This window comes from Gimesia chilikensis (assembly GCF_007744075.1).
GTDB lineage: Bacteria > Planctomycetota > Planctomycetia > Planctomycetales > Planctomycetaceae > Gimesia > Gimesia chilikensis_A.
In genome coordinates, this window is record NZ_CP036266.1 from 1,970,141 (window position 1) to 1,990,345 (window position 20,205).

Genomic DNA, 20,205 nt, shown 5'->3' on the forward strand with positions numbered 1-20,205 from the left:
CCTCGCCATATTTACACGCTGACAGAGCCCGGAAATACGATTTAATTCACAAAAACTCAGTGAAAAACAGATAGCATCTCCAACATTCTGCCGTTATTGGGGGTAGAAAAGAGGTGCTGAGACTGCACATTCCTTCGGGCCACTGAGTTTTCGTGAATAATCATCTGAGAATAAAAAAAATCGATTGCGTAATTTTTTTTTATGAACGATGATTCTGTATATCTATCAATACCTCCTTGATATTCGATGATCCTGATCTGATCAAAAGAATATGTCGGGTGGCGGGCACCCCGTGGGGTTACTTTTAGCCGTAACCAAATGATTGAGGCTTATGGTCTCAGGAAATTAGAACCGTGTCGGACGAAGGTTTTAAAGATCCCCTGGATGGTGAAGAAACTGTGGACGAATTTCCTCCGGTCAATGTAGATGAAGAAGAAACTGTCGATCAGTTTCCCCCCATTGATTTCAAGGAAATCGACAAGACCGTCATCGGTGTCGACAGTGCTGCCAGCAAATCTGCTCAGCAGATGGGAGGCCCCTCCGCAGAGAAAGCTGCTGCCTGGATTGGCAGGAAACTGGGAAAATATGAAATTACCGGTCTCCTGGGGCAGGGCGGTATGGGGGTCGTCTATCGTGCTTACGATGATACCATCGGCCGCGAAGTCGCCATCAAGCTTCTGCCGGCTGAATTAGCCTCCGATAAAAATATGCTGGAAAGGTTTCTGGCGGAAGCCCGGGCTGCCGGCCGTTTGACGCATCCTCATATTGTCTCGATTCACGATATCGGCCAGGAAGGGGATGTCCATTATATCGTCATGGAACTGATGACCGGTGGCAGCACCGACGATCATCTGGAGACTATCGGCCCCTATTCACCCCTTCAGGCAACACGCATTATTGCTGATGCCTGTGAAGGATTGATGGTCGCTCACACTTCAGGGCTGGTACACCGGGACATCAAACCCGGGAACCTCTTGCAGTCCCGACATGGCACGATCAAGGTCGCTGACTTTGGTCTGGCGAAACGGGTCGTTCAGCAGTCACTTCAGCTGACTCAAGACGGGCAACTCATCGGGACGCCTTACTTCATGAGCCCTGAACAGTGTGAGTCTAAACCCGTTGATTTACGCAGTGATATCTATTCCCTGGGCGCAACATACTACACTCTACTGACGGGCGATCATCCCTATGAAGACGCGGGCAGCATCGTACAGATTATGTATGCTCACTGTCATGCCGATCTGCTGGATCCTCGGAATGTCAACGCACAGATCCCGGACAAATGTGCCGCCATCGTGCAGAAATCCATGGCGAAGAAACCGGAAGATCGCTATCAGTCCGCCCAGGAGATGCTGGTCGATCTGAAAGCGATAACGGCCAATTCCGAGAAGTACGGCGATACCACAGTGCTCAGCCAGGAAGAACTGGACCGGGCACATGCAAAACCCCAGGAGTCTGGTGGCTGGCGGAAAAACGTATTCAATGGTGTCGTGTTCCTGGTGACCTTTTTACTTTTGACACTGGTTCCCTGGTATTTCTGGAATGGAAATCAAAATCAGGAAGCGGGAAAATCGGTAGCACCCCAGGCGAATGCTGGACCTTCCGGACAGGGAGTTACAGCAGAAAAAATCCTACTGGGAACCTCGACGGCTATGACCGGAGCCAACAAGGAACTGGGCAATAACATGGTCATGGGGATGCAGGCCTGTTTCAAGCGAGTTAATGAAGAAGGAGGCATTGGGGGGCGTCAGATTGAACTCGTGGTCAAAGACGACGGGTATGAACCCGATCAGGCCCTCGCAAACATGCAGCACTTGTTTGAAGAAGATCAGATTTTCGCGGTAGTCGGAAATGTGGGGACTCCTACAGCGAAAGCTTCGGTCCCGTATGCGAATGAGCATCAGCATCTGTTCTTCGCTCCATTTACCGGCGCTCAGGCCCTCCGCCGCGATCCACCTGATCGTTATGTATTTAATCTGCGGGCCAGTTATGCTGACGAAACAGCGGCCATGGTGCATTACTTTGTTGAGAAACAGCGCATTGCTCCAGATAAGATCGCAGTCTTTGCACAGAATGATTCATTCGGCGATGATGGCTTCGCCGGCGTAGCCAAGGCACTGGAGAAGTATAAGATCCAGCCGGAAAATATTTTTCGCGTAGGCTATGACCGGAATACTACTCAAATCACCGATGCGGTCGAGCAGATCGTCCAGAATCAGAACCGGGTTGAGGCCCTGATTATGGTAGCGACATTCAAGCCAGCCGCACTGATGGTTCAGCAGATCAAAGATCGCAAGCTGAAGATTCAGACTGCAGCTGTCTCATTCGTCGGAAGTGAACTGCTGGCCCAACAGTTCAAGGAAATGGGGGCTAAATACGCAGAGGGCGTAATCGTCACTCAGGTTGTACCCTATTATCTTTCGAGCGCAACCGGGGTCTTACGCTATCGCGATTCTCTAAAAAAATATTACCCGCTTTCTAAACCAGGATTCGTATCTCTAGAGGGGTATCTGGCCGCTGAATGTCTGGTTGAAGGTCTGAAAAAACTACAGGCGTCAGGGAAGGCGGTCACGACGGAGAATCTGATTGACGCTCTGGAGCAGATCAAGAATCTGGATCTGGGGATTGGGCCGATAATCAATTTCGGTCCCTCGCGTCATCAGGCTTCAGATCGGGTCTGGGGGACAGTCCTCGGAAAAGACGCTCGCTATCAGGAGCTGGAACTGGAATAGGCTTCCCGCCGCTGGTTCGGGCGAATGACAAGACTGCGAGAAATCTCTGTTTTTCAGTAGTTCTGCTTCCTCTCAGAGCGTTATAACCTCTACGGGCCCACTTATGATCTTGTTTCCTCCCTCACTTGTATGTCATAAGTGACCTGCCAGAAAGCAGATAAGCCATTTCAATGTCTTAGCTATGGCTGAATCTGTGCCCCACAGTCTCATTCTTTGAATACCCGTATCATGGGCCGATTTGAATCGAGACTAAAAAGCGACTCCGGACGCTCGTGAAGGTTCATCATGAATACTGAGCTATTAACGCAAAGAATCGGCACTGCTGGGACTGATTCGGGATACTGTACGCTTGAGGAACTGGCGACTCAATTTGTGGATGAATATCGTCGCTGGCTGAATCCCTCCATTGATGACTATGCCGATAGCTATCCGGAATATGCTACAGAAATCCGAGAGAGTTTTCCTGTTCTGATTGCGATGGAAGAGTGGAAGGGGAATCAGGAAATCGACTGTCTCAAACAGCAGTCTGCTGATTGTCTGAAGCTGAGGCAGCTGGGAAATTGTCAGTTGATTCGCGAAATGAGTCGCAGTCGCACCGCCCTGTTTTTCGAGGCAGTGCAGGGAGCACAACGACGACCGGTGGCTGTGAAGTTGATGCCCTGGAAATCGGAATTGACGCCACGCTGGCGGGACCGGTTCAAACGGGAAGCCCATCTTACATTTCGCTTGCAGCACAAAAACATTATAACCATCTACAGTACTGGAGAAGACCAGGGGTATTCGTACGCTGTACTGCAGCAGGTACAGGGAGTTGGTCTCAATCAGGTAATCGCCTGTCTCTCTGGTTCTGCGTTGTCATTAACGGGGGACCGAGATGAATCACAGCAAAACATAAAACAGATACAGGCTGTGACACATGCATTAGAGCGTGATCGCTGGCGGATGTCGGCGTTGATCGCACTTCAGTTATCTAATGCATTACGCTACGCTCACAATCATGGGGTATTGCACAATGATTTTCGCCCGGAGAATGTTCTGGTGAATGCGGACTGGGACTGTTGGTTGACCGGGTTCGCCCTCCCTCAGTTTGCAGAAGGGGCATTGAAACAACAGCAGACTCTGACCTTACGCAATCAGTCTCCTGATCGCTTAAATGGCGTAGTCAGCGAGCAGAGTGATTTGTATTCTCTGGGAATGACTCTTTATGAATTAGTGACAGGTATCCCGGCTTTTACTGCCCGAAGCAGCAGTGAGTTGATTGAACTCATCATGCATTCGGAACCTGCAAGACCCAGTGAACTGGTAAAAGATATTCCGACGGATTTTGAAAACATCATCTTGAACTGTATCTCCCCTGTAGGCCAGCGGTATCAGTCAGCAGACGAGTTAAGTATTGATCTGGTACGTTTTCTCAATGGGAAAAGCGTGCGGCGTCGCTTGAGTCGACGGTCCGCTGTGTGGGGGAAATGGTCCCGCTTCTGGGGTAAGTCAAAGAATTCGTCAGGTTAGCAAAGTTCTAACGAGGCGGACGTCGGCCATTGTTTTGACCGGGGCCACCTGGCCGAGGAGGGCGACGTTCATGAGGGGGGCCGTGACCGGGCCTGCCTGGTCCAGGGCCGCCACGATTAGGCTCAGGATGACTCTCTCGAAAATTATCCAGATTCAATTCGGGAAATTGCTGTTCGAATTCTTTCTCATATTCATCAAACTTATTCCACATCAGCCAGCTGTCGACATCAGAGCCGGTCCGGTGGTAGAGCAGAGCCAGTTCCTCAGTGGCGTCGATGATCCCAGCCAGCTGTTTGGGAGGACCAGACTGTTTTTTCCAGGCCGGTTCCAGAATCTGGAGCGCATGCTTATAGAGAGTGATTGCTTCCTCGGTGTTTCCTTTCTTACCGACGATCATCGCCAGTTCGAGTTCAAATTTAGCCAGCCACTGATTGTGCTCTGCTGATTCAGGAAACTGTTCCGCCAGTTCTTTTTGTAATCGCAGTGCCGTTCGCAGAGACAGCTCTGCCGTATCATGAGACTGACGAGTATCAATTTCCGGTGAATGATTTCTCGTGAGAATATCCATCGCATGTGCCAGTTTATTGTGCGAATGAATCAGCGAGATTTTGTACTCGGGAATGGTCGGAGAATCAGTGACCAGGTGAGTCGCATGTTGTATGGCGTTCTTTAAACGTGAAATCACTGTCTCGGTGATATCGCTTGCACGGGCATTGCGAAGTTCAACACGTTCATAGGATTTCACCAGGGCATGCCGATAGTCGGAGATGTTGGGGTGCTCTTTAACCAGATTTTCCAGAATGCTGTATACGCGTGCCTGCTTGAGACTGTCCGATTCTGATTGTGGAATCTGGTCCGGAATCTGTTCCTGGAGACAGAGTGCCAGCAGATAACGATATTCGGGTCTGGTCTGGTCTGAGGCAATCAACTGTTCCAGAATGTCGATGGCCTGCTGCAATTGAGCCGCGTTGGGGTTCTGATCAGGCTTGAGACGTCGTTTGGGACTCCGATAGTTACCGCTTTGGATTGCCTCGGGACGGGATTGGCGGGCATTTAAAAAGTACGTACGTGCCAGTTCAAAACGCAGGTCTGATTGATCCTGGTTTTGTGCGATCGCTGTTTCCAGTAATTTGCGAGCAGTTTCGTGAGACGTTTTGGATTCGGGAAGCTCGTCCAGATGGCTGTGAATTCGACCAATTTCGTTATACAGAGTCGCGATCGTCAACGTTTTAGCTTCACTAAAATCCTGCTGGTATAGTTCCAGTGATCTCTGATAGGCAGCCAGAGCAGCCTGGAAATCTCCCAGCCGCCGATGGATATCGCCGACTTTATGTTGCGCGTTGGCTGCTTTGAGTCGAAATTCCTGTTGCGATCCAGTCGACTTTGCCAGCTCCTCATAAAAGGGAATCATGCCCGCGAGAAGATCTGCGGATTCACGCGAGAGCACCGGTTCAGAGTAATCAGCTGGAGTACTGGTCGTTTCCGAGGAATGAATCCGACTCGGTACAAAGCGGTCGAAGACACGGTCGAGAGTGGCCGTAGCCAGTTGTGCTGAAGCTTCTGCCTTTTTCCTCTCGCGACGTTCCCGTTCAAATCCAATGGCCAGCGTCACGCCCAGCAGGAGCAGTAAACTGAATGCGATTCCCGAGAGACTGGCGATAGCTGGATTCCGGCAGCTCCAGCGCCATAGGTGTTCCAGCAGATGGACTCGTCTGGCACGTATGGGCCGGTTTTCCAGGAAGAGATTAAGATCCTCTGCCAGCTCACTCGCTTTCTGATAACGGTGTTTTGTATCGGGAGAGATGGCTTTGAGGATAATCGTTTCCAGATCGCGGGGGATAGTTGGATCGATGCGGCGCAGGGAAGTAATTGAGCCTTGCGTGATCTTTTCGATCATCTCATGGCGGCTGGTGCGCTCAATCGCGAATCGCCGGGTCAGCAGTTCATATAGAGTGATGCCCAGACCGTAAATGTCACTCTGGCGGCAGGTCTCTCCGCGAAACATTTCGGGGGCCATATAGCCCAGCGTGCCGGCGATGTCTGTGGATTTACTCAGGTCATTCTGTTCTGCGACCCGCGCCAGACCGAAGTCTGTGATACAAAGCAGGCCGTCATGGTCCAGAAGCAGATTGCCGGGCTTAATATCCCGGTGCAGGATTCCACGGTCATGTGCATATTGCAGTGCGTTTGCAGCCTGAATTCCCAGAGCAGCGATTTTGTAGGGAGAGTCAACATATTGTTCGAATTCCAGGTCAGCGACTTTGTTTTCCGTTTTAAGGGGGAAGTCGGTTGAACCGCCGTCACTGGAAGAACAGATGACTGTTTCCTCGCCACTAAGCGAGATCGTCGCACCAGGAGACTTGTTCGTTTTGAGACCTGTGCTGGCAGCGGTGGCGACTATTTTCTGAGTCAGTTCATCCAGTCCGATACCTTCGATCAGCTGCATGACGTAATAATGAAAGCCGCCATTCTCACCGACACCATAGACGGGAACAATGTTGGTATGGTGCAGAGAAGCAGTCAGTTCGGCTTCACGTTGAAAGCGTTTAAGTTGTTTTTCATCCAGCAGTAGATGTCGCGGGAGTAATTTTAAGGCAACCCGTCGATTCAATGATTGCTGGATGGCCTCATAGACAACGCCCATACCTCCACGACCGATTTCCCGGACAATTTGAAAATCACCCAGTTGCTCAGGAACCGAAGCGCCTAACGAGACTTTGCTGGGAGCGGGCTCTGCATATTTACCCCCTTCCAATGCTGCGATTGCGGGAAAGAACTCTTCAATTTCAGCAGAGAGCTCGGGGTATCGCTGACGGTATTCCTCTACGGAAGGGTGCTCACCCAGGCGGATTCGCGAAATAAACTCTTCCGCCAGCTGTTCCAGGTCTACTGGTCCGGGAGGCGTCAGGTTCTTAAGCGAGCGATCTGATTCGGGGGATAGCATTGCCCAATGTCCTGTCGATTACCATCTACGATGAGGCAGACAAAGATAGTCTGATCATTCAATAATACCGGGAATTTGTACCAGAATGGAGCGCAATCTGGTTAATGCTCTGAAATATCTCATGCTGGCTGTTTTGGGTTCGATTTCGAGTACCTCGGAAGCCTCCAGGTTGGAGAGTTCTTCAAAATGTCTCAGAACCAGAATTTCCCGGTCGATTTCGTTCATGCTTTCAAGGGCTTCATGTAACTGTCGGGCCAGCTCTTCTTTAAGGGCCGCCTGACTGGGGGAAGTTAAATCTCCCAGGAGAACATCAGCGATCTGAAACGAGGTCGAAGCCGAAAAGACCCTTCGTTTTTGTTTCACCTCGCGGCGGGCATCACGCTTTTGTGCACCAAGATGCCGACGATGTACGTCGATCAATGTCTGACCGACGATGGTCCGCAGCCAGATGAAAAACGTAGTAGCCGGATCGTTAAGATAATGTTCAATCCGGGTGGCCGCATCCAGGTAGGCTTCCTGCAGAATATCATCCGCATCAACACGTCCGAGCAGACGATGATCGAGACGAAAATTGACAATTCGCCATAACCGATCGCGGTAGCGGTCATATTCGTCCGCTAAAACACCCTCCGGATTTTCTTTCAGCCGTTCCAGAAATTCCTGGGGGTCTTCCTGCTCTTCCAACAAAAATCTGTCCTCCCGAATAGTTACTGTTTAATCTCAGGCCTGATTCTAGTCGAATGCTTCCCGAAACAACAAGTCGCGTCTCAGGTTCGAAGAGAGGGATTATCACAATTCCACAGGCCCCTGGGGCAATGCGCAGACGAGAGGCGATCCGTATCTCTTACGCATGATTCAAGCTGTTTGACGGATGACATTTAGAACATTGCCAGAAATTCAACTCGGGCCCCGGAACCGACGCCCCGAGATTCCTGCTTGAAAACAAAGCGGTCCAGCAGAAAGGTTCAGGATGACTCCATTGGTTTCTGAACTTGGATTCCACCAGCCATTTTATGGTCTGAGTAATTAGGGACCTGTATTGGCCTGAACCTGAAACTGCATATCGGAATGAACGTCAGTGTTTAGCTACTGTTTTCGAAAGTCGTTCCAGATCAAACATAACGGATTTCAAACCGGATCAAAGCAACTGATTGACTGGAGATGCCTTACGGGGGGTGATCGATTGAGAGACAGTCTGGCTCGCAGGCGACCAATTCTCCATGGATTCGGTGAAGACTTGTTTTGCATTCTCCTGTAAGAGGGAGACACGCTATCTGGTAGAAGACCGCTGCAAATTCAGTCCATACCTGTAAATAGAGATGAGACCCTATGGACGTATTCATTACTTTTCGGACTATGGCACACCACTTGCGACACTTTGAATTCAGGATATTGTTTCAAGAAAACAATTCAGCAGAATTTGATTACAATTCTAAGGAGCGAGATATGGTTACTCGAGAAGAAATACGCGGTCATTGGAATGAATTGAGAGGTCGGATTGAAAAACACTGGAATCAACTGAGCCCTCACGATCTGGATGGAGTTGAAGGAGAGACTGATCAGTTGGTGGGAAAAATCCAACAGAAAACCGGACAGGCTTCTACTGAAATCCGACAGGAGCTGGATTGTATCGTCGACGATATGTCCAAGTCAGCTGCCCGTGCTACCGAAAAGCTGGGGGAAAACTTTGAGAACACGGTCAATAAAACTAAAGAACAGTTTCAGCATGCCTCCGAAGCGGCTCGCGCACAATATGAGCACTTAAATGAATCCATGCACAAAGGGTACCAGCAGGCGGAACAGACGCTGCGAAAGAATCCAGTGGAATCAGTTGCGGTTGCTTTTGGGACTGGCCTGATCGCAGGAGTTATTGTGAGTCTGGTCTGGCGCCGTTAAGAAACACGGTCCTATGCAGTAGTTAAACCATCCAATTGACATCAGGAGGTAAGGATGATTCATCAATACGATGATCTTGAGATACGCTCGCAGCAGCGAGCGAAGTCTGTAACCGACAAAGTTGAGCAGGAGTCTGCTTCCGGTATGTGCCAGTATGTTGAAGAACAGCCCGTAAAATCAGTTTTTATTGGTTTAGGCGCAGGTCTTGGAGCAGGTCTGTTACTGGGCGCTCTCTTCAGGGAATCAACCAGATATCTCTATCATGAACCTGGTATCGCTGAACGGGTTGGAAATCAAGTTAAAGATTCCTTGTCTGAGATCTTTCCCAGTTCGTTTAAAAGTCATTTCAGATCCTGAGACGCAAAACTACTAGTCACAGACTGTAAGCTTTAACTGAGGGGGGGAGTGATGAATCACGGGGGGCCAGGTCGCAGTGCAGAAGAGATCAGCCACTCCATGAAGCGGTTGCGTAACGAGCTTGATGGCGATGTGCATCAAATCAAGCAAAGTGCTGCGACCCTTTCTGACTGGCAGTATTACATCAGGAACTATCCCTGGATAAGTCTGGGAGGTGCAGCGTTAATTGGATATCTGCTTGTGCCTAAAAGACTAGAGATTCAGAGCCCCGATGCTGAAACGATCGAAAAACTGGCCCGTAAGAACCGGCTGGTTGTCGAGAATCAGCCTCGGAAACATGCTTCCAGAGGAGGGCTACAGACCGTTGCCTCGTTTGTAACCCGATTGCTTGTGAAAGCAGCTACCGCACAGTTAATGCACCATTTTGCCAATGGTATTGCATCACAAGAGCCAGCAAGTTCCTTTGCCGGCTCCGAAACCAGTTCTAACGGGGCAGGTGAGCATTTCAGCAGAATTATGGGCGATGGAGATTAAATTGAGGGCGTTACAAATGTTAAAATATCAGTTGTATGATTCCAGATTATCAAAACATCTATTGAGAGATGTTACATCAACTACCCGGAGATCCGGTAAGCCAGATGATAATGATTCTGCCTTAATTGGTGCAGATTCAGCTATTCGTCGACAGATTTCCAAACATCCAGCAATTGCACTCAATGTAGGTATTGCTACAGGATTTCTCCTGGGATGGCTGGTGAAGCGATGATTCGTAACAGCATGAAAAATCAGTCGCCAGATATAAGAGGTGGATTCGGCGATTTGATAGCAGATTTGATTTCACTTAGTGAACTCCAGATTGAGCTTTTGACCATTGATTCCCGCGATGCCCTGCGCAAATCTATCTACCCTCTAATCCTGCTCTGCCTGGGTTTAGGCTTGATCGTTGGCGCCTTTCCCGTGATGTTGTTTGGCATGTCCTGGTGGCTTAGTGAGGTCACCAGTCTCAGTCTGGCGGGGAGTTGTCTGACCATGGCTCTATTGTCGCTGGCAGGGGCTGGATTACTGTTCTACCTGGCCCGAAAGGGGCTGGTCCACAGTCTGGGACATTTCAAACGAACTCGAGACGAGCTACGCAGTAATACGCAGTGGATAAAGAAAATTCTTTCTGAGAAGCAGTGTTATCATCAGACGTCAACCAGGTGATGCAGAAGTCTGTATTACGCTTTAGTTAAGGATAGACATTATGAATATGAATGCCACCAAAACTCAAAATACTTCAGACTATAATCAGAATCGTTCTCCGGTAACCGACGAGTTACCCAGGCAAGGTGAGCCATTAAATCCCTCCGACGATTTCATTGAATACGTTTCGGCTTACGCTCGCCAGAAACCCGGCACTGCAGCTCTATGGTGCTTCGGAGTAGGGTTTATTCTGGGCTGGAAGCTTAAGCCCTGGTAAGAATGACTCTTCGCTCTGAGGAAACTATTCTAATCAGGGGCTCGTTCAACAAATTCAATCTTGCCGGGGGTATGGTTCTAAGATCGCACTTGCCCCCGGCTTTCTAAATGACTCGACTCCCAGTATTTGTAGACAGATGGGAGTAATATCAGTTAACCGCAGGTGCTCCGGTAATTCAAAGTCAGTGGGTAAACCGGCGGCTATCAACGGAGCCGTCGAGTCCAGGTAGTGTAAGGATCCGTGTGAACCAGAGGGGTTACATTTCAGATCTGGCAGACAAAACTCCTTCCCGAGGCGGGCAGTAATCCATATGTTTCCCGTCTGCTGTGAAAAGCAGGTTGCGATTCGCTCAAAGGCATTTGGGTAAGTCTCAAATGTGATCAAACCGTCCGAATCAACTTGGGCATCAACTGCTTCCAGGTTTCCTTCCCAGAGCCAGGGGGTCCCATAGCAGTCCACCCCATCTCGTTTCTTCTTTACAGCCGGCTTGAATACCAGTTGCCCCCGGTCACTGGTAACGACGTGGAAACCTGGCTGTTTACTTCCGTTAAGTCCATGGTCATCATCACACCAGATGACTTGATCGATATCCGGGCACTTCAGTAGACATTGAATCACATCACGTCGATGCTCCCAGATTCCGGACTGCAAATAGATCTGGGCAGATCGCATGTTAGGGCAGACCATTAATTCTTCAGAGTTACTCCAGGGTTTACCCGCAGTTACAAGTTGGAACTCCTGAAGAACTTCATTCAGGTCAACTCCAGAGTCAGCATCCAGATCGCTTTGCGAATGATCACCTGTGATCAGGATGGCAAATTCTTCCAGAAAACGCGTGATTCCGCCCTCAGATTCGATCAGGGAGCCCAGAGTTTCATCAATAGCCTGGAGAATGTCGACTGCGTAAGTCGGACCTTTCTCATGACTGACAAAATCATTATTGGGGAAATAGGCCAGAGTGAAATCCGAGAAACACTTCTGCTGACTCAGAGCGAGCAGGTAGTCAGCCGTGGTATCGTCGTGAAATCCAAATCGATAGGAGAGTCCACCGCGAGCTGAGGGCAGGGAACCATAGAGGGGAGTCGAGACAAAATCACCCAAAAACATTGTATGGGGACCCTGCATACTCTCGGCCAGTTCCACGCCTGGTGCCAGTTTTAGCAATAGTGGTGTTGTGGTTTCGTGTGTAACAGTACCCCGATACCACATATAATTGATGACTGCATCAGACAATGAGCCATGCTGTTCTATCAGCTCAAAAATCGTGGGGACCAGGAGGCGTTCCATATTCAGTTTGATCTGAAAATCGTTGAGATACTCTCCCATCCCCTCATTCATGATGGCTGTCAGGTCGGATCCAAAAAAGGCAACTTCATCCTTGGTCCGGTCATACCAGTAGGCGCCGGAAATTCCGTGTTCAAACGGGTATGCTCCTGTGGCTATCGTGCAGGTTGCAGCGGGCGTGATCGAGGGGAAAATGGAAGTACATTCCGAGCGAAATACTCCCTGATCTATCAACTTGGACAGATTCGGAAGCCAGCCCTGTTCCAGTGCGGGTTGGACAACACGTGTTGCCAGGGCATCGATGACGATAAGTAGAACTTTTTTTTTCATTTCTGGACTGTCTTTCCATCCATTTCAGCTGGAGCCTCTGACTGCAGTATATCATTCTCTTCTACAGGTTGAGACTAGTATTTCGTTCCGTCAAGAGTAATCGAAGTCAGAATAAATTAAGTGCAACTGAAATGCCGTTTCATTAAAAATGAACAGAATTGTGAGTAATATCAGGTTAGATTTCAGGCTGTCTCAGCGGCAAATTTTAAATTTACTTCGTCGGGTATGGCTTCTAATTAGATGTTTTGCTCTAATATGCTCTAGTTCCAATCATAGTCTGAATGAACTTACTGTTTAGCGGGCCATAAAAGCAGGATTCACAGTAATGATCATGGAATCTCTTCAGATTCTCATTGCACATAGTAATCAAAAAACTCTGTCAATTATCAATAACGCGGTTTTAACTCTCGGTCATAAAGTGGTCGATACTGTTGAAACAGGCGAGGCGCTGGTAAAATGTAGTGAGTCTCACCGACCCGATCTGGTGATAAGCGGGGTCAAGATGCCGGACCTTGATGGGATCCGGGCATTGACACTCATCGGCTCAGAAACTCCGGTACCCGGAATCATCGTAACTCCCAAAAGTGATCTGGAACTGGTGGAGACTGCAGCTCTGGATCATATCATGGCCTGGCTGGTGGAACCAATTCGGACTGTTGATCTGGCACCAGCCATTCTGCTGGTTCACCGCCGCGCTCAGGAATTTGCGGAACTCCGTAAAGAAAATCATGATTTACGTACGGCTCTGGTAGATCGGAAAACTATCGAACAAGCTAAGGGAATTCTGATGAAATCTGCAGGTCTGGATGAAGGAGAAGCCTTCAAACGGTTGCAGAAAATGGCATCGCGCAAACGAATTCGCTTGATTGAAATGGCGCAGGCTGTCATCCACGCAGAAGATGCCATCGATCTTAAGTAAGTTGTTTTCCTGATCCTCATTTGCCTCGAAATGAGATCAGGCTGAGCACGGCTACAAAAAGCGAGGCCCCGATAATTGACCATAGAATCGGAAACGGTTGATCGCCAAATTGAACCGTCAGTATTTCCGGTAATCCCAGCCCCTTCGACATCCAACTCCCCAGTAAGGCGCCAATGAAACCGAGTGCGATCGATGTCAGGCACCCCCCGCGAGAGTAACCTGCCAGAGATTGTCCTATACCTCCACAAATGGCAGCGACAATCAGCAATATGAGCAGTTCAAAGATTCCCATAGTTTTGTTTCCTTTTAAGTGCTTAAGTCAAAGTGCGCTGGCATCTTCAAGTTTCATGACTGCTTGTCCTGATCCAGGATTTCCGATAACTGCCGATACTTTGAACGGAAAGTTTCAAGATCTTGTTTTACAATATGCTGGTCGACGTACGCCGTCTGGAGCGCTTCAGCTTCACCACGGATGGCATGAATATCGTCAGGGCGACTGGCATGATTGGTGATTTCAGTCAGTGCTTTCAGTATGGTCAGAGAGACGGCAGTGCTACTGGCACCATATTCACGAATCTGTCCAAATGACTGAATCAATACTTCGGGAAAATCATCTGCCTCTGTGATCAGAACCCTCGCGACTGAATCATCGTCGCGACGAATCCGCACCGGTACTGACCGTTCAACCAGACGTCCCAATGCCCCTCCGAGTCTGTCGACACAGCTCATCGCTGTAAAAGGATCGTTAATGCCTGGTGACAGGGCTCGCAGTGCAATCTCAACCAGTTCACGAGCGGCATATCCCACATCCTGACGCGGAGTTCGTCGAGGGCCGACAATAATGACGCGATTCACCGAATTGGTGTAAGATGTAGTCATGTCCTCCGTCTTTTCTGTATCCCGTGGCAACCAGATCCGGGCCAGCAGCTTTTCCCGAGTCACGAAGTCCCCCGGTTTGCATAGAAGCTCAACGACGCCTTCAGCTTCACATGCCAGGGAAACCAGGCTTTCGCCATCAATTCCCTCGATATAACCTTCCGCTTGAGATGCGACTGTAATGTTGTTATCGCTTAACTCTGCACGAAGGTCCTCAATACTGAGTTTAGCTTCTTCTTCATCGGGACGTTCACCGATCCGTTCCGGAAATAGTCGATCTACGGCGAGATCCAGGTCGCGTGCTACCGCAGTGACGATTGTGGGAGCCTGAATGGCTGTCGCAACATGGTGGATAAACAGGATTAACATCCCCATACAGATTAATCCCAGAATTAATCCAACGGCCGTACCCAGCTGTGGAGTGAATACATCCGTACCATTTTTACCTTCGCGAACGGTCTGAAGCACAAGCATGCAGTACAGGCTGGTTCCCACATACTGACCGATAACAAGGTCTGCAATGCTGTCGCTCATGACGTTACGCACAAGTCTTGAACCGAACTGTGAGGAAGCAATCGACAGGGTCAGAACCGTGATTGAAAAGACGACGCCGGCCAGTGCAATGGTGGCACCTGCCACTGAGGAAAGAGTAGACCGAGCTGCTTCTGCTGTGGTAGAAAACCAACTCAGTTCTCTGTTAGAGCTGGCAATCATCTCATCCAGCTGACATGTCCCCATTGCAAGTGCAATTGCGAATAATGACATAATTGAAGGGACAAACCAGAAACTGCTGCGAAAGGAATCCCATAAATTTGCCAGACGTGCTCTCATAAGTTGGAAGAACTCCTCAGAAGGATTAGCCTGCCGTGTCTATTTTCATTTATTGGCAGATCGGTTTAGCGTCAATTTCAATAAATAGTATTCTAAGGTTCTGGTTTGGAGTTGTGACAGTAAAAAAACGCTGCAGTCGACAAATAGACGGCTGCAGCGTCAGATTCTAAACCAGATTAACTGGTTCAGTTGTGGACTTGATTCAGCTATCAATGCCCACTTTCACACCTTGGTCTTTTTGCTTTTTAACAAACAGGAACTGTTCGATGAGTGATTTCCGGTAAACAGGATCTGTAAAATCCGGCCAGTGATCGCGATCAAATCCCTGGATCTTCGTGATCTGATGATTAGACATCTTCAACACCAGGTTTTGCTGATTGCGATTTTTCAAGTCGAACTTAACCTGGAATGCCTGAAAAGGAACTGCAAAAAGCTTGTTTCCATTGGTGGTATGATGATCTAAAGAGACAATGATATAACGTGCTTTGCGATGCGCCGTATCTAGAATGATCTCTTCAACTTTACCAATTTGATGGTCTTCTATATTAAGAACTTTTAAGTTTAAAAGCTGATTGGCCCGGATGACTGCATTTGATGGTGGGACATCCTGGTCACGGCGGACGTTGTAGCGACGATCGAGTTTATTAAGGAATTCCTGATCTGCAAAATCTGGCCAGTGATCTTGCTCAAATCCTGTTGCTCCGTCAAGTTGTTCCTGATCCACTTTCAGTAGAAATCGATGGTCATGTTCGTGATTGTTGTTTGGCAAAACAGTTATAGCCTCGAAGGGGACAGCAAACATTTTATTTCCGAGCCCTGGAAAACCACCATAGGTTACCGCAGCGTAACGGATTTTGCCGTTATTTGAATCAAGAACGAAATCATTGATCTCTCCCACATCCTGTTGGTTTAAATTCGTAATCCCTTGGGTCAAGGCCGATCCTGCCCTGAGGAATGTGCAGTCTTTCGTAAGTGGTCTACTGATTTTATCTAGACTGTCCGAATGGTCCTCTTTCGGAATATTGGGTTTGTTCTGTGCGTGGCCACTTCCGGTCAATAAAACTGATCCGATACTAATGGCGATCGCTCCAGTGATCACTGTGACGGGCTTCATGATATTTCTCCCTGGACTAACCTGGTACAGAGCTGATCTCGGCGTACTCGAAATCTCTGAAACAAATTCAGATAAAATGGCCCTACTGTCGGAGAACAGCTTTCCAGGCTTAGTTTTAAACATCAGCCATGTGGAAAGTGTACCCCGACAGGATCACTGCTGTTCTTGATATGGCCCGCCATGCATCAGCAGTGACATGACGATTCAAATTGGTTTACCTGCTCTTCGGCTTCATCTTTCGCGATGCCGTAGTGCTCCTGGATCTTGCCGACCAGTTCATCTCGTTTTCCATCAATCTGGTCGAGTTCATCATCAGTCAGTTCTGCCCATTTCTGTTTGGCCTGACCTTTGATCTGTTTCCATTTTCCTTGAATAATGTCGCTATTCATCAAACTATCCTCCAATTTCTGGTTTTGAAATGTCTGGCGAAATACATACTTCGCCGATTAAGAACGAGTATTCATCCTATTCTTTTTTATTGAGCTCGACTCCAACCGAGCCATCACTCTTATCTCGCTCGATTTCGAGCTCGCCGGATGGGGTTTCCACATCCAGAACTTTTTCTTTTTGTTCACACCCCGTGAGGGTGAAAGTTGAGAAAGACATCAACATTAGAGCCAATGTACTTAATCCGAATTTTAAAATTGAACTTTTCATGAGATTCATCCTTCTAAAAGTAGATGCCTCAGTTTCTATGCGCGCAGTGGTAGCCGCTCGAGCACACAGGGGTTAAGCAAAAGTTGCTTACAAGCATTCAGACGCAGTTAGAATCACCAGTAAGTGGGTCTTCCATAAAAGTCATAAAGCTGAACTTCATAAGCGCGGTTGACAGGTAGTCGCGGATCATAAACCGGCGCATCTCTTACCTGTTCTTCAGTCAGATCGACATGAGCTTTTTTATCTTCCCACGTAAAATGTGTGATCCAGTCGAATGCGATAATTACTTTTTTGCCAGGTAACCAGTTTTGAGTATCGATCACCAGATATCGCATGGTCCAGCTTTCGGTATCTACAATCAGATCATCTATATGGCCTAACGTTCCTTCCATACACTGAATGTGATAACCAATAACCTCTTTTACGCTACGTAGGTGAGGGTTTCCGTCCAACTCCACAACCTGTGTTTGAGTTGAGTGATGATCCAGACCGGAGTCGGAATGCCCCCAATACATAGGCCAGTTAAAGTGAGACGAGAGTGCTACTTCCTTCTGCCGGGACACAGGAAGGTCGTCCTCCAACGCCGGAGAAGTTTCGATATTTTCCCTGGATAAGACTGTCGGTAATTCACGTGTATCAAGATTTGGCTGATCAATGGCTACTGGGGAAACCAGTACTTTTCGCCCCGGCAGCCAGTTCCCCGTGTCGATTACAAGATAACGGACGATATTAGACTCATCATCAAAAAGAAAGTCTTTAACGGTACCGCACTCGCCGTCTGTGGCCAGCACGTGATATCCATTAAGTTCATTGGTACTGCGAAACATTTGTGTCTCCTTTCCTGACTCTACCTGTAATCGGAAAGCAGATGGCGTGCCAAATCTGGTCAAATCATTGGGTGGCACTTGAGTTTGTTTAGATTCCATAAAGGATTCTCGCTGTTTTTTAGAGATATCAGGATTTAAAAATAATTCCTGCTGTGTTCCGTTTGCCTGCGCTAAACTATTTAAATTCTGTTCTATCGACTGCTGGCAAACCGGACTGCTTGAAGAACAGCCAGATTTGAGATGGACCCGGTCGAGCGATAAAAAAAGCCCTGCAGCGCAGTAATGTTATGCGCTGCAGGGCTGTCATAGGCCTGCTTATGATGTGTCTTTTGGACAAATCTTCTCTATCCCCAGTCTAACAAGACTGCGTCGTGAGTCAATCCACTAAAGTTTAGTATTAGACAGACCTCAATTTGGATTGTCTTGTTCAGGCTCACCTCACGCTTCAGGACGGGACTGAAAGGGACTTCGTACTACTCAAGTACGAGCTCAACTATTTGATTCGGACAAAAGAGTGCTATAATGGTTTTAAATTTCAGCTGAAACTGATTCCCTCTGAGTCTTATTGGCCTCGAAAAAAGGGAATATGGTTGCTGAAGTACGGGCCAGATAACACTTTATTAGTTATAAAAGCAGGGCTTGGGCCGACTGGAATCGTAAATACTGAATCTATCCGTATTTTGTTTACATCGATCCCCTTTATTCTTGCTGACAATGGAATAACAAAAGATGCCAGAAGCACTAGTGGTTGATGATGATCGTACAATCCGAGAGATGGTACGAAGTTCTCTGAGTAAAATTAACGTTGATATCATCCAGGCAGGTACTGCTCAGGAAGCGCTTGAGGCAATTAAAACTGGCTCTCCGGAAGTGGTACTGCTCGATATCATGCTGCCGGTCGTATCCGGACTGGACGTGTTTCGAGAAATTCGTGAGTTGGATCGCAGGCTGCCAGTGCTCTTCATAACCTCTTCCAGTGAAAGCAATGTTGCGATTGAAGCAATGCAACTGGGAGCGTTTGACTATCTGGCTAAGCCATTGGATCTTCCCAAGCTGAACGATCTGGTTTTGAAAGCGATCGAAAACAGGCGATTGATGAATATTCCTGTGGCCCTGCCGGTGGGAGGAAAGAAACGGAGTAGCGGAGATCAGTTTGTCGGTCGCAGTCCACAGATGCTTGAAGTCTTCAAATCCATCGGACGTGTCGCCTCGGAAAATGTTAATGTACTGATTCGTGGTGAAAGTGGTACCGGGAAAGAGCTCGTCGCCAGAGCTATCTACCAGCATAGCCCTCGTTCTGAGGAATGCTTTATGGCGGTAAACTGCGCAGCCCTGACGGAAACTCTGCTGGAAAGCGAACTTTTTGGCTATGAAAAAGGAGCTTTTACAGGCGCTGATCGACAGCGAATCGGTAAATTTGAGCAATGCAATGGTGGTACAATCTTTCTGGATGAAGTGGGGGACATGTCGCAGCTCACACAGGGGAAAGTACTGCGGCTGTTGCAGGAACAGAAGTTCGAACGTGTAGGTGGCAATAAAACGATTGAAACAGACGTACGTATCATTGCTGCGACCAATCGAAACCTGGAACAGATGGTAAAAGACGGCACGTTTCGAGAAGACCTGTTTTATCGTCTAAATGGAATGACTATTTCGCTACCTCCTCTCCGGAAACGAGGAAACGACATCGCTTTGCTGGTTGAGCACTATCTCAACGAAGCGTGTTACGAAATGGGGCGTACCGAGGTAGAAGGGATTTCCTCTGAAGCCCTGGATCAGTTGTTACAATACCGCTGGCCAGGGAATGTGCGTGAATTGCAGAGCGTAGTCCGTCAATCTCTCTTGAACAGCACCAGTCCGGTAATCGTTCCCTCTTCTCTTCCTGAAGACGTTTCCAGTCAATTTAAACCAACTCCCGAAGTCTTCCAATCAGACGATCCCCTGGATGAAGACCCAGCATTGCCGCTCTCAGATCTTCAACTTTTTGTTGATCAGAGGCTGGCAGCACAAACCAAAGACTTGTACAGCGAGACTCTGGAAACGATGGAGCGTTATCTCTTAACCCGTGTTCTGAATGAAACGGGGGGAAATCAGACCCGTGCTGCGGAGATCCTGGGGATCACGCGAGGCAAAATTCGTGATCGTATTGCGCAATTTGGAATTTCCCTCGAGAAGACAGTCAGCATTGATGAGAATGGCGGTTAACTGCTCTCACAGTAGATTGGCCTCAATGTGACCGGAGGCAGGCTCAGGTGCAGCTGTTAACTTCTCAAGCTCCTTGATAATTCCCCTTTCAAAGGCAGTGGTCGCTGACCAATCACGGCATTCTTTGAGCAGATCGATTATCGACCGCTTTCTTGCTCTCCACATGCTCTATTTTACAGACAGTCTAAAATTGCAGAAGGTTATCCGACTGCTATTTAAGGACTTATGCTGAATATCATTTTTGGGGACCCAACTCTGGCATAGC

Annotated in this window: 18 protein-coding genes; 9 read left to right on the forward strand and 9 right to left on the reverse strand. The window is 48.4% G+C overall.

The features are described 5' to 3' along the window. Positions 1-353: 353 nt before the first annotated feature. Both HG66A1_RS07495 and HG66A1_RS07500 read left to right on the forward strand, forming a co-directional pair. Complete coding sequence (locus HG66A1_RS07495) at positions 354-2,732, forward strand: ABC transporter substrate-binding protein (RefSeq protein ID WP_145181611.1); 2,379 nt, start codon at positions 354-356, stop codon at positions 2,730-2,732. Positions 2,733-3,017: 285 nt separating this feature from the next. Beyond that, positions 3,018-4,241 (forward strand): serine/threonine protein kinase, encoded by a 1,224-nt coding sequence (locus tag HG66A1_RS07500; protein ID WP_145181613.1) that lies wholly within the window; start codon positions 3,018-3,020, stop codon positions 4,239-4,241. Between the two features lie 7 nt (positions 4,242-4,248). Here HG66A1_RS07500 and HG66A1_RS07505 read toward each other — a convergent pair whose 3' ends face one another. Beyond that, positions 4,249-7,185, reverse strand: a complete 2,937-nt coding sequence (locus tag HG66A1_RS07505; RefSeq protein WP_145181615.1) for a serine/threonine-protein kinase — start codon at positions 7,183-7,185, stop codon at positions 4,249-4,251. A 54-nt stretch (positions 7,186-7,239) separates the two neighbouring features. Further along, entirely contained in the window at positions 7,240-7,872 is a 633-nt protein-coding gene (locus tag HG66A1_RS07510; protein WP_145181617.1) for a sigma-70 family RNA polymerase sigma factor, read from the reverse strand. 759 nt (positions 7,873-8,631) lie between these two features. Between HG66A1_RS07510 and HG66A1_RS07515 the strand changes: the two genes are divergently transcribed. The 5 genes from HG66A1_RS07515 to HG66A1_RS07535 all read left to right on the forward strand — a co-directional run bounded on the left by HG66A1_RS07515 (position 8,632) and on the right by HG66A1_RS07535 (position 10,897). Then, positions 8,632-9,081: a DUF883 family protein gene (locus HG66A1_RS07515; protein ID WP_197997025.1), complete on the forward strand. Its 450-nt coding sequence runs from the start codon at positions 8,632-8,634 to the stop codon at positions 9,079-9,081. A 54-nt stretch (positions 9,082-9,135) separates the two neighbouring features. Then, positions 9,136-9,438 carry a hypothetical protein gene (locus HG66A1_RS07520; protein ID WP_145181621.1) on the forward strand — a complete coding sequence of 101 codons (303 nt, stop codon included), beginning with the start codon at positions 9,136-9,138 and terminating at the stop codon, positions 9,436-9,438. Positions 9,439-9,489: 51 nt separating this feature from the next. Further along, on the forward strand, positions 9,490-9,972 hold the full coding sequence (locus tag HG66A1_RS07525; protein ID WP_145181623.1) for a hypothetical protein: 483 nt from the start codon (positions 9,490-9,492) through the stop codon (positions 9,970-9,972). 213 nt (positions 9,973-10,185) lie between these two features. Continuing rightward, entirely contained in the window at positions 10,186-10,641 is a 456-nt protein-coding gene (locus HG66A1_RS07530) for a phage holin family protein (RefSeq protein ID WP_145181626.1), read from the forward strand. Between the two features lie 40 nt (positions 10,642-10,681). Then, positions 10,682-10,897, forward strand: a complete 216-nt coding sequence (locus HG66A1_RS07535) for a hypothetical protein (RefSeq protein ID WP_145181628.1) — start codon at positions 10,682-10,684, stop codon at positions 10,895-10,897. 54 nt (positions 10,898-10,951) lie between these two features. Here the strand turns inward: HG66A1_RS07535 and HG66A1_RS07540 are convergent, their stop codons facing one another. After that, complete coding sequence (locus HG66A1_RS07540) at positions 10,952-12,511, reverse strand: alkaline phosphatase family protein (RefSeq protein ID WP_145181630.1); 1,560 nt, start codon at positions 12,509-12,511, stop codon at positions 10,952-10,954. Positions 12,512-12,842: 331 nt separating this feature from the next. On the opposite strand from HG66A1_RS07540, the gene HG66A1_RS07545 reads away from it, so the two are divergent. Next, complete coding sequence (locus HG66A1_RS07545) at positions 12,843-13,430, forward strand: ANTAR domain-containing response regulator (protein ID WP_232106854.1); 588 nt, start codon at positions 12,843-12,845, stop codon at positions 13,428-13,430. Positions 13,431-13,446: 16 nt separating this feature from the next. Here the strand turns inward: HG66A1_RS07545 and HG66A1_RS07550 are convergent, their stop codons facing one another. From HG66A1_RS07550 to HG66A1_RS07575, 6 genes are all read right to left on the reverse strand, one after another. Further along, positions 13,447-13,722, reverse strand: a complete 276-nt coding sequence (locus HG66A1_RS07550; RefSeq protein ID WP_145181632.1) for a GlsB/YeaQ/YmgE family stress response membrane protein — start codon at positions 13,720-13,722, stop codon at positions 13,447-13,449. 53 nt (positions 13,723-13,775) lie between these two features. Then, positions 13,776-15,137, reverse strand: a complete 1,362-nt coding sequence (locus HG66A1_RS07555; RefSeq protein ID WP_145181633.1) for a DUF2254 domain-containing protein — start codon at positions 15,135-15,137, stop codon at positions 13,776-13,778. Between the two features lie 202 nt (positions 15,138-15,339). Next, a complete protein-coding gene (locus HG66A1_RS07560; protein ID WP_197997027.1) occupies positions 15,340-16,251 on the reverse strand; it encodes a PRC-barrel domain-containing protein in 912 nt (303 codons plus the stop codon). A gap of 185 nt (positions 16,252-16,436) precedes the next feature. After that, complete coding sequence (locus HG66A1_RS07565; protein WP_197997028.1) at positions 16,437-16,640, reverse strand: CsbD family protein; 204 nt, start codon at positions 16,638-16,640, stop codon at positions 16,437-16,439. 76 nt (positions 16,641-16,716) lie between these two features. Next, entirely contained in the window at positions 16,717-16,908 is a 192-nt protein-coding gene (locus HG66A1_RS07570; RefSeq protein ID WP_145181638.1) for a hypothetical protein, read from the reverse strand. A gap of 113 nt (positions 16,909-17,021) precedes the next feature. Continuing rightward, positions 17,022-17,735, reverse strand: coding sequence for a PRC-barrel domain-containing protein (locus tag HG66A1_RS07575; RefSeq protein ID WP_197993877.1), 714 nt, complete (start codon positions 17,733-17,735; stop codon positions 17,022-17,024). 729 nt (positions 17,736-18,464) lie between these two features. Here HG66A1_RS07575 and HG66A1_RS07580 point away from each other — a divergent pair. After that, positions 18,465-19,940, forward strand: a complete 1,476-nt coding sequence (locus HG66A1_RS07580) for a sigma-54-dependent transcriptional regulator (protein ID WP_145181642.1) — start codon at positions 18,465-18,467, stop codon at positions 19,938-19,940. The last annotated feature ends 265 nt before the right edge of the window (positions 19,941-20,205 follow it).

Bases quoted from the DNA above. Each gene is read 5' to 3' on its own strand.
- HG66A1_RS07500 (WP_145181613.1), top strand. From the start codon at position 3,018: ATGAATACTGAGCTATTAACGCAAAGAATCGGCACTGCTGGGACTGAT.
- HG66A1_RS07560 (WP_197997027.1), bottom strand. From the start codon at position 16,251: ATGAAGCCCGTCACAGTGATCACTGGAGCGATCGCCATTAGTATCGGA.
- HG66A1_RS07515 (WP_197997025.1), top strand. From the start codon at position 8,632: ATGGTTACTCGAGAAGAAATACGCGGTCATTGGAATGAATTGAGAGGT.
- HG66A1_RS07535 (WP_145181628.1), top strand. From the start codon at position 10,682: ATGAATATGAATGCCACCAAAACTCAAAATACTTCAGACTATAATCAG.
- HG66A1_RS07545 (WP_232106854.1), top strand. From the start codon at position 12,843: ATGGAATCTCTTCAGATTCTCATTGCACATAGTAATCAAAAAACTCTG.
- HG66A1_RS07570 (WP_145181638.1), bottom strand. From the start codon at position 16,908: ATGAAAAGTTCAATTTTAAAATTCGGATTAAGTACATTGGCTCTAATG.
- HG66A1_RS07530 (WP_145181626.1), top strand. From the start codon at position 10,186: ATGGCTGGTGAAGCGATGATTCGTAACAGCATGAAAAATCAGTCGCCA.
- HG66A1_RS07565 (WP_197997028.1), bottom strand. From the start codon at position 16,640: ATGAATAGCGACATTATTCAAGGAAAATGGAAACAGATCAAAGGTCAG.
- HG66A1_RS07555 (WP_145181633.1), bottom strand. From the start codon at position 15,137: ATGAGAGCACGTCTGGCAAATTTATGGGATTCCTTTCGCAGCAGTTTC.
- HG66A1_RS07505 (WP_145181615.1), bottom strand. From the start codon at position 7,185: ATGCTATCCCCCGAATCAGATCGCTCGCTTAAGAACCTGACGCCTCCC.
- HG66A1_RS07540 (WP_145181630.1), bottom strand. From the start codon at position 12,511: ATGAAAAAAAAAGTTCTACTTATCGTCATCGATGCCCTGGCAACACGT.
- HG66A1_RS07525 (WP_145181623.1), top strand. From the start codon at position 9,490: ATGAATCACGGGGGGCCAGGTCGCAGTGCAGAAGAGATCAGCCACTCC.
- HG66A1_RS07575 (WP_197993877.1), bottom strand. From the start codon at position 17,735: ATGTTTCGCAGTACCAATGAACTTAATGGATATCACGTGCTGGCCACA.
- HG66A1_RS07520 (WP_145181621.1), top strand. From the start codon at position 9,136: ATGATTCATCAATACGATGATCTTGAGATACGCTCGCAGCAGCGAGCG.
- HG66A1_RS07550 (WP_145181632.1), bottom strand. From the start codon at position 13,722: ATGGGAATCTTTGAACTGCTCATATTGCTGATTGTCGCTGCCATTTGT.
- HG66A1_RS07580 (WP_145181642.1), top strand. From the start codon at position 18,465: ATGCCAGAAGCACTAGTGGTTGATGATGATCGTACAATCCGAGAGATG.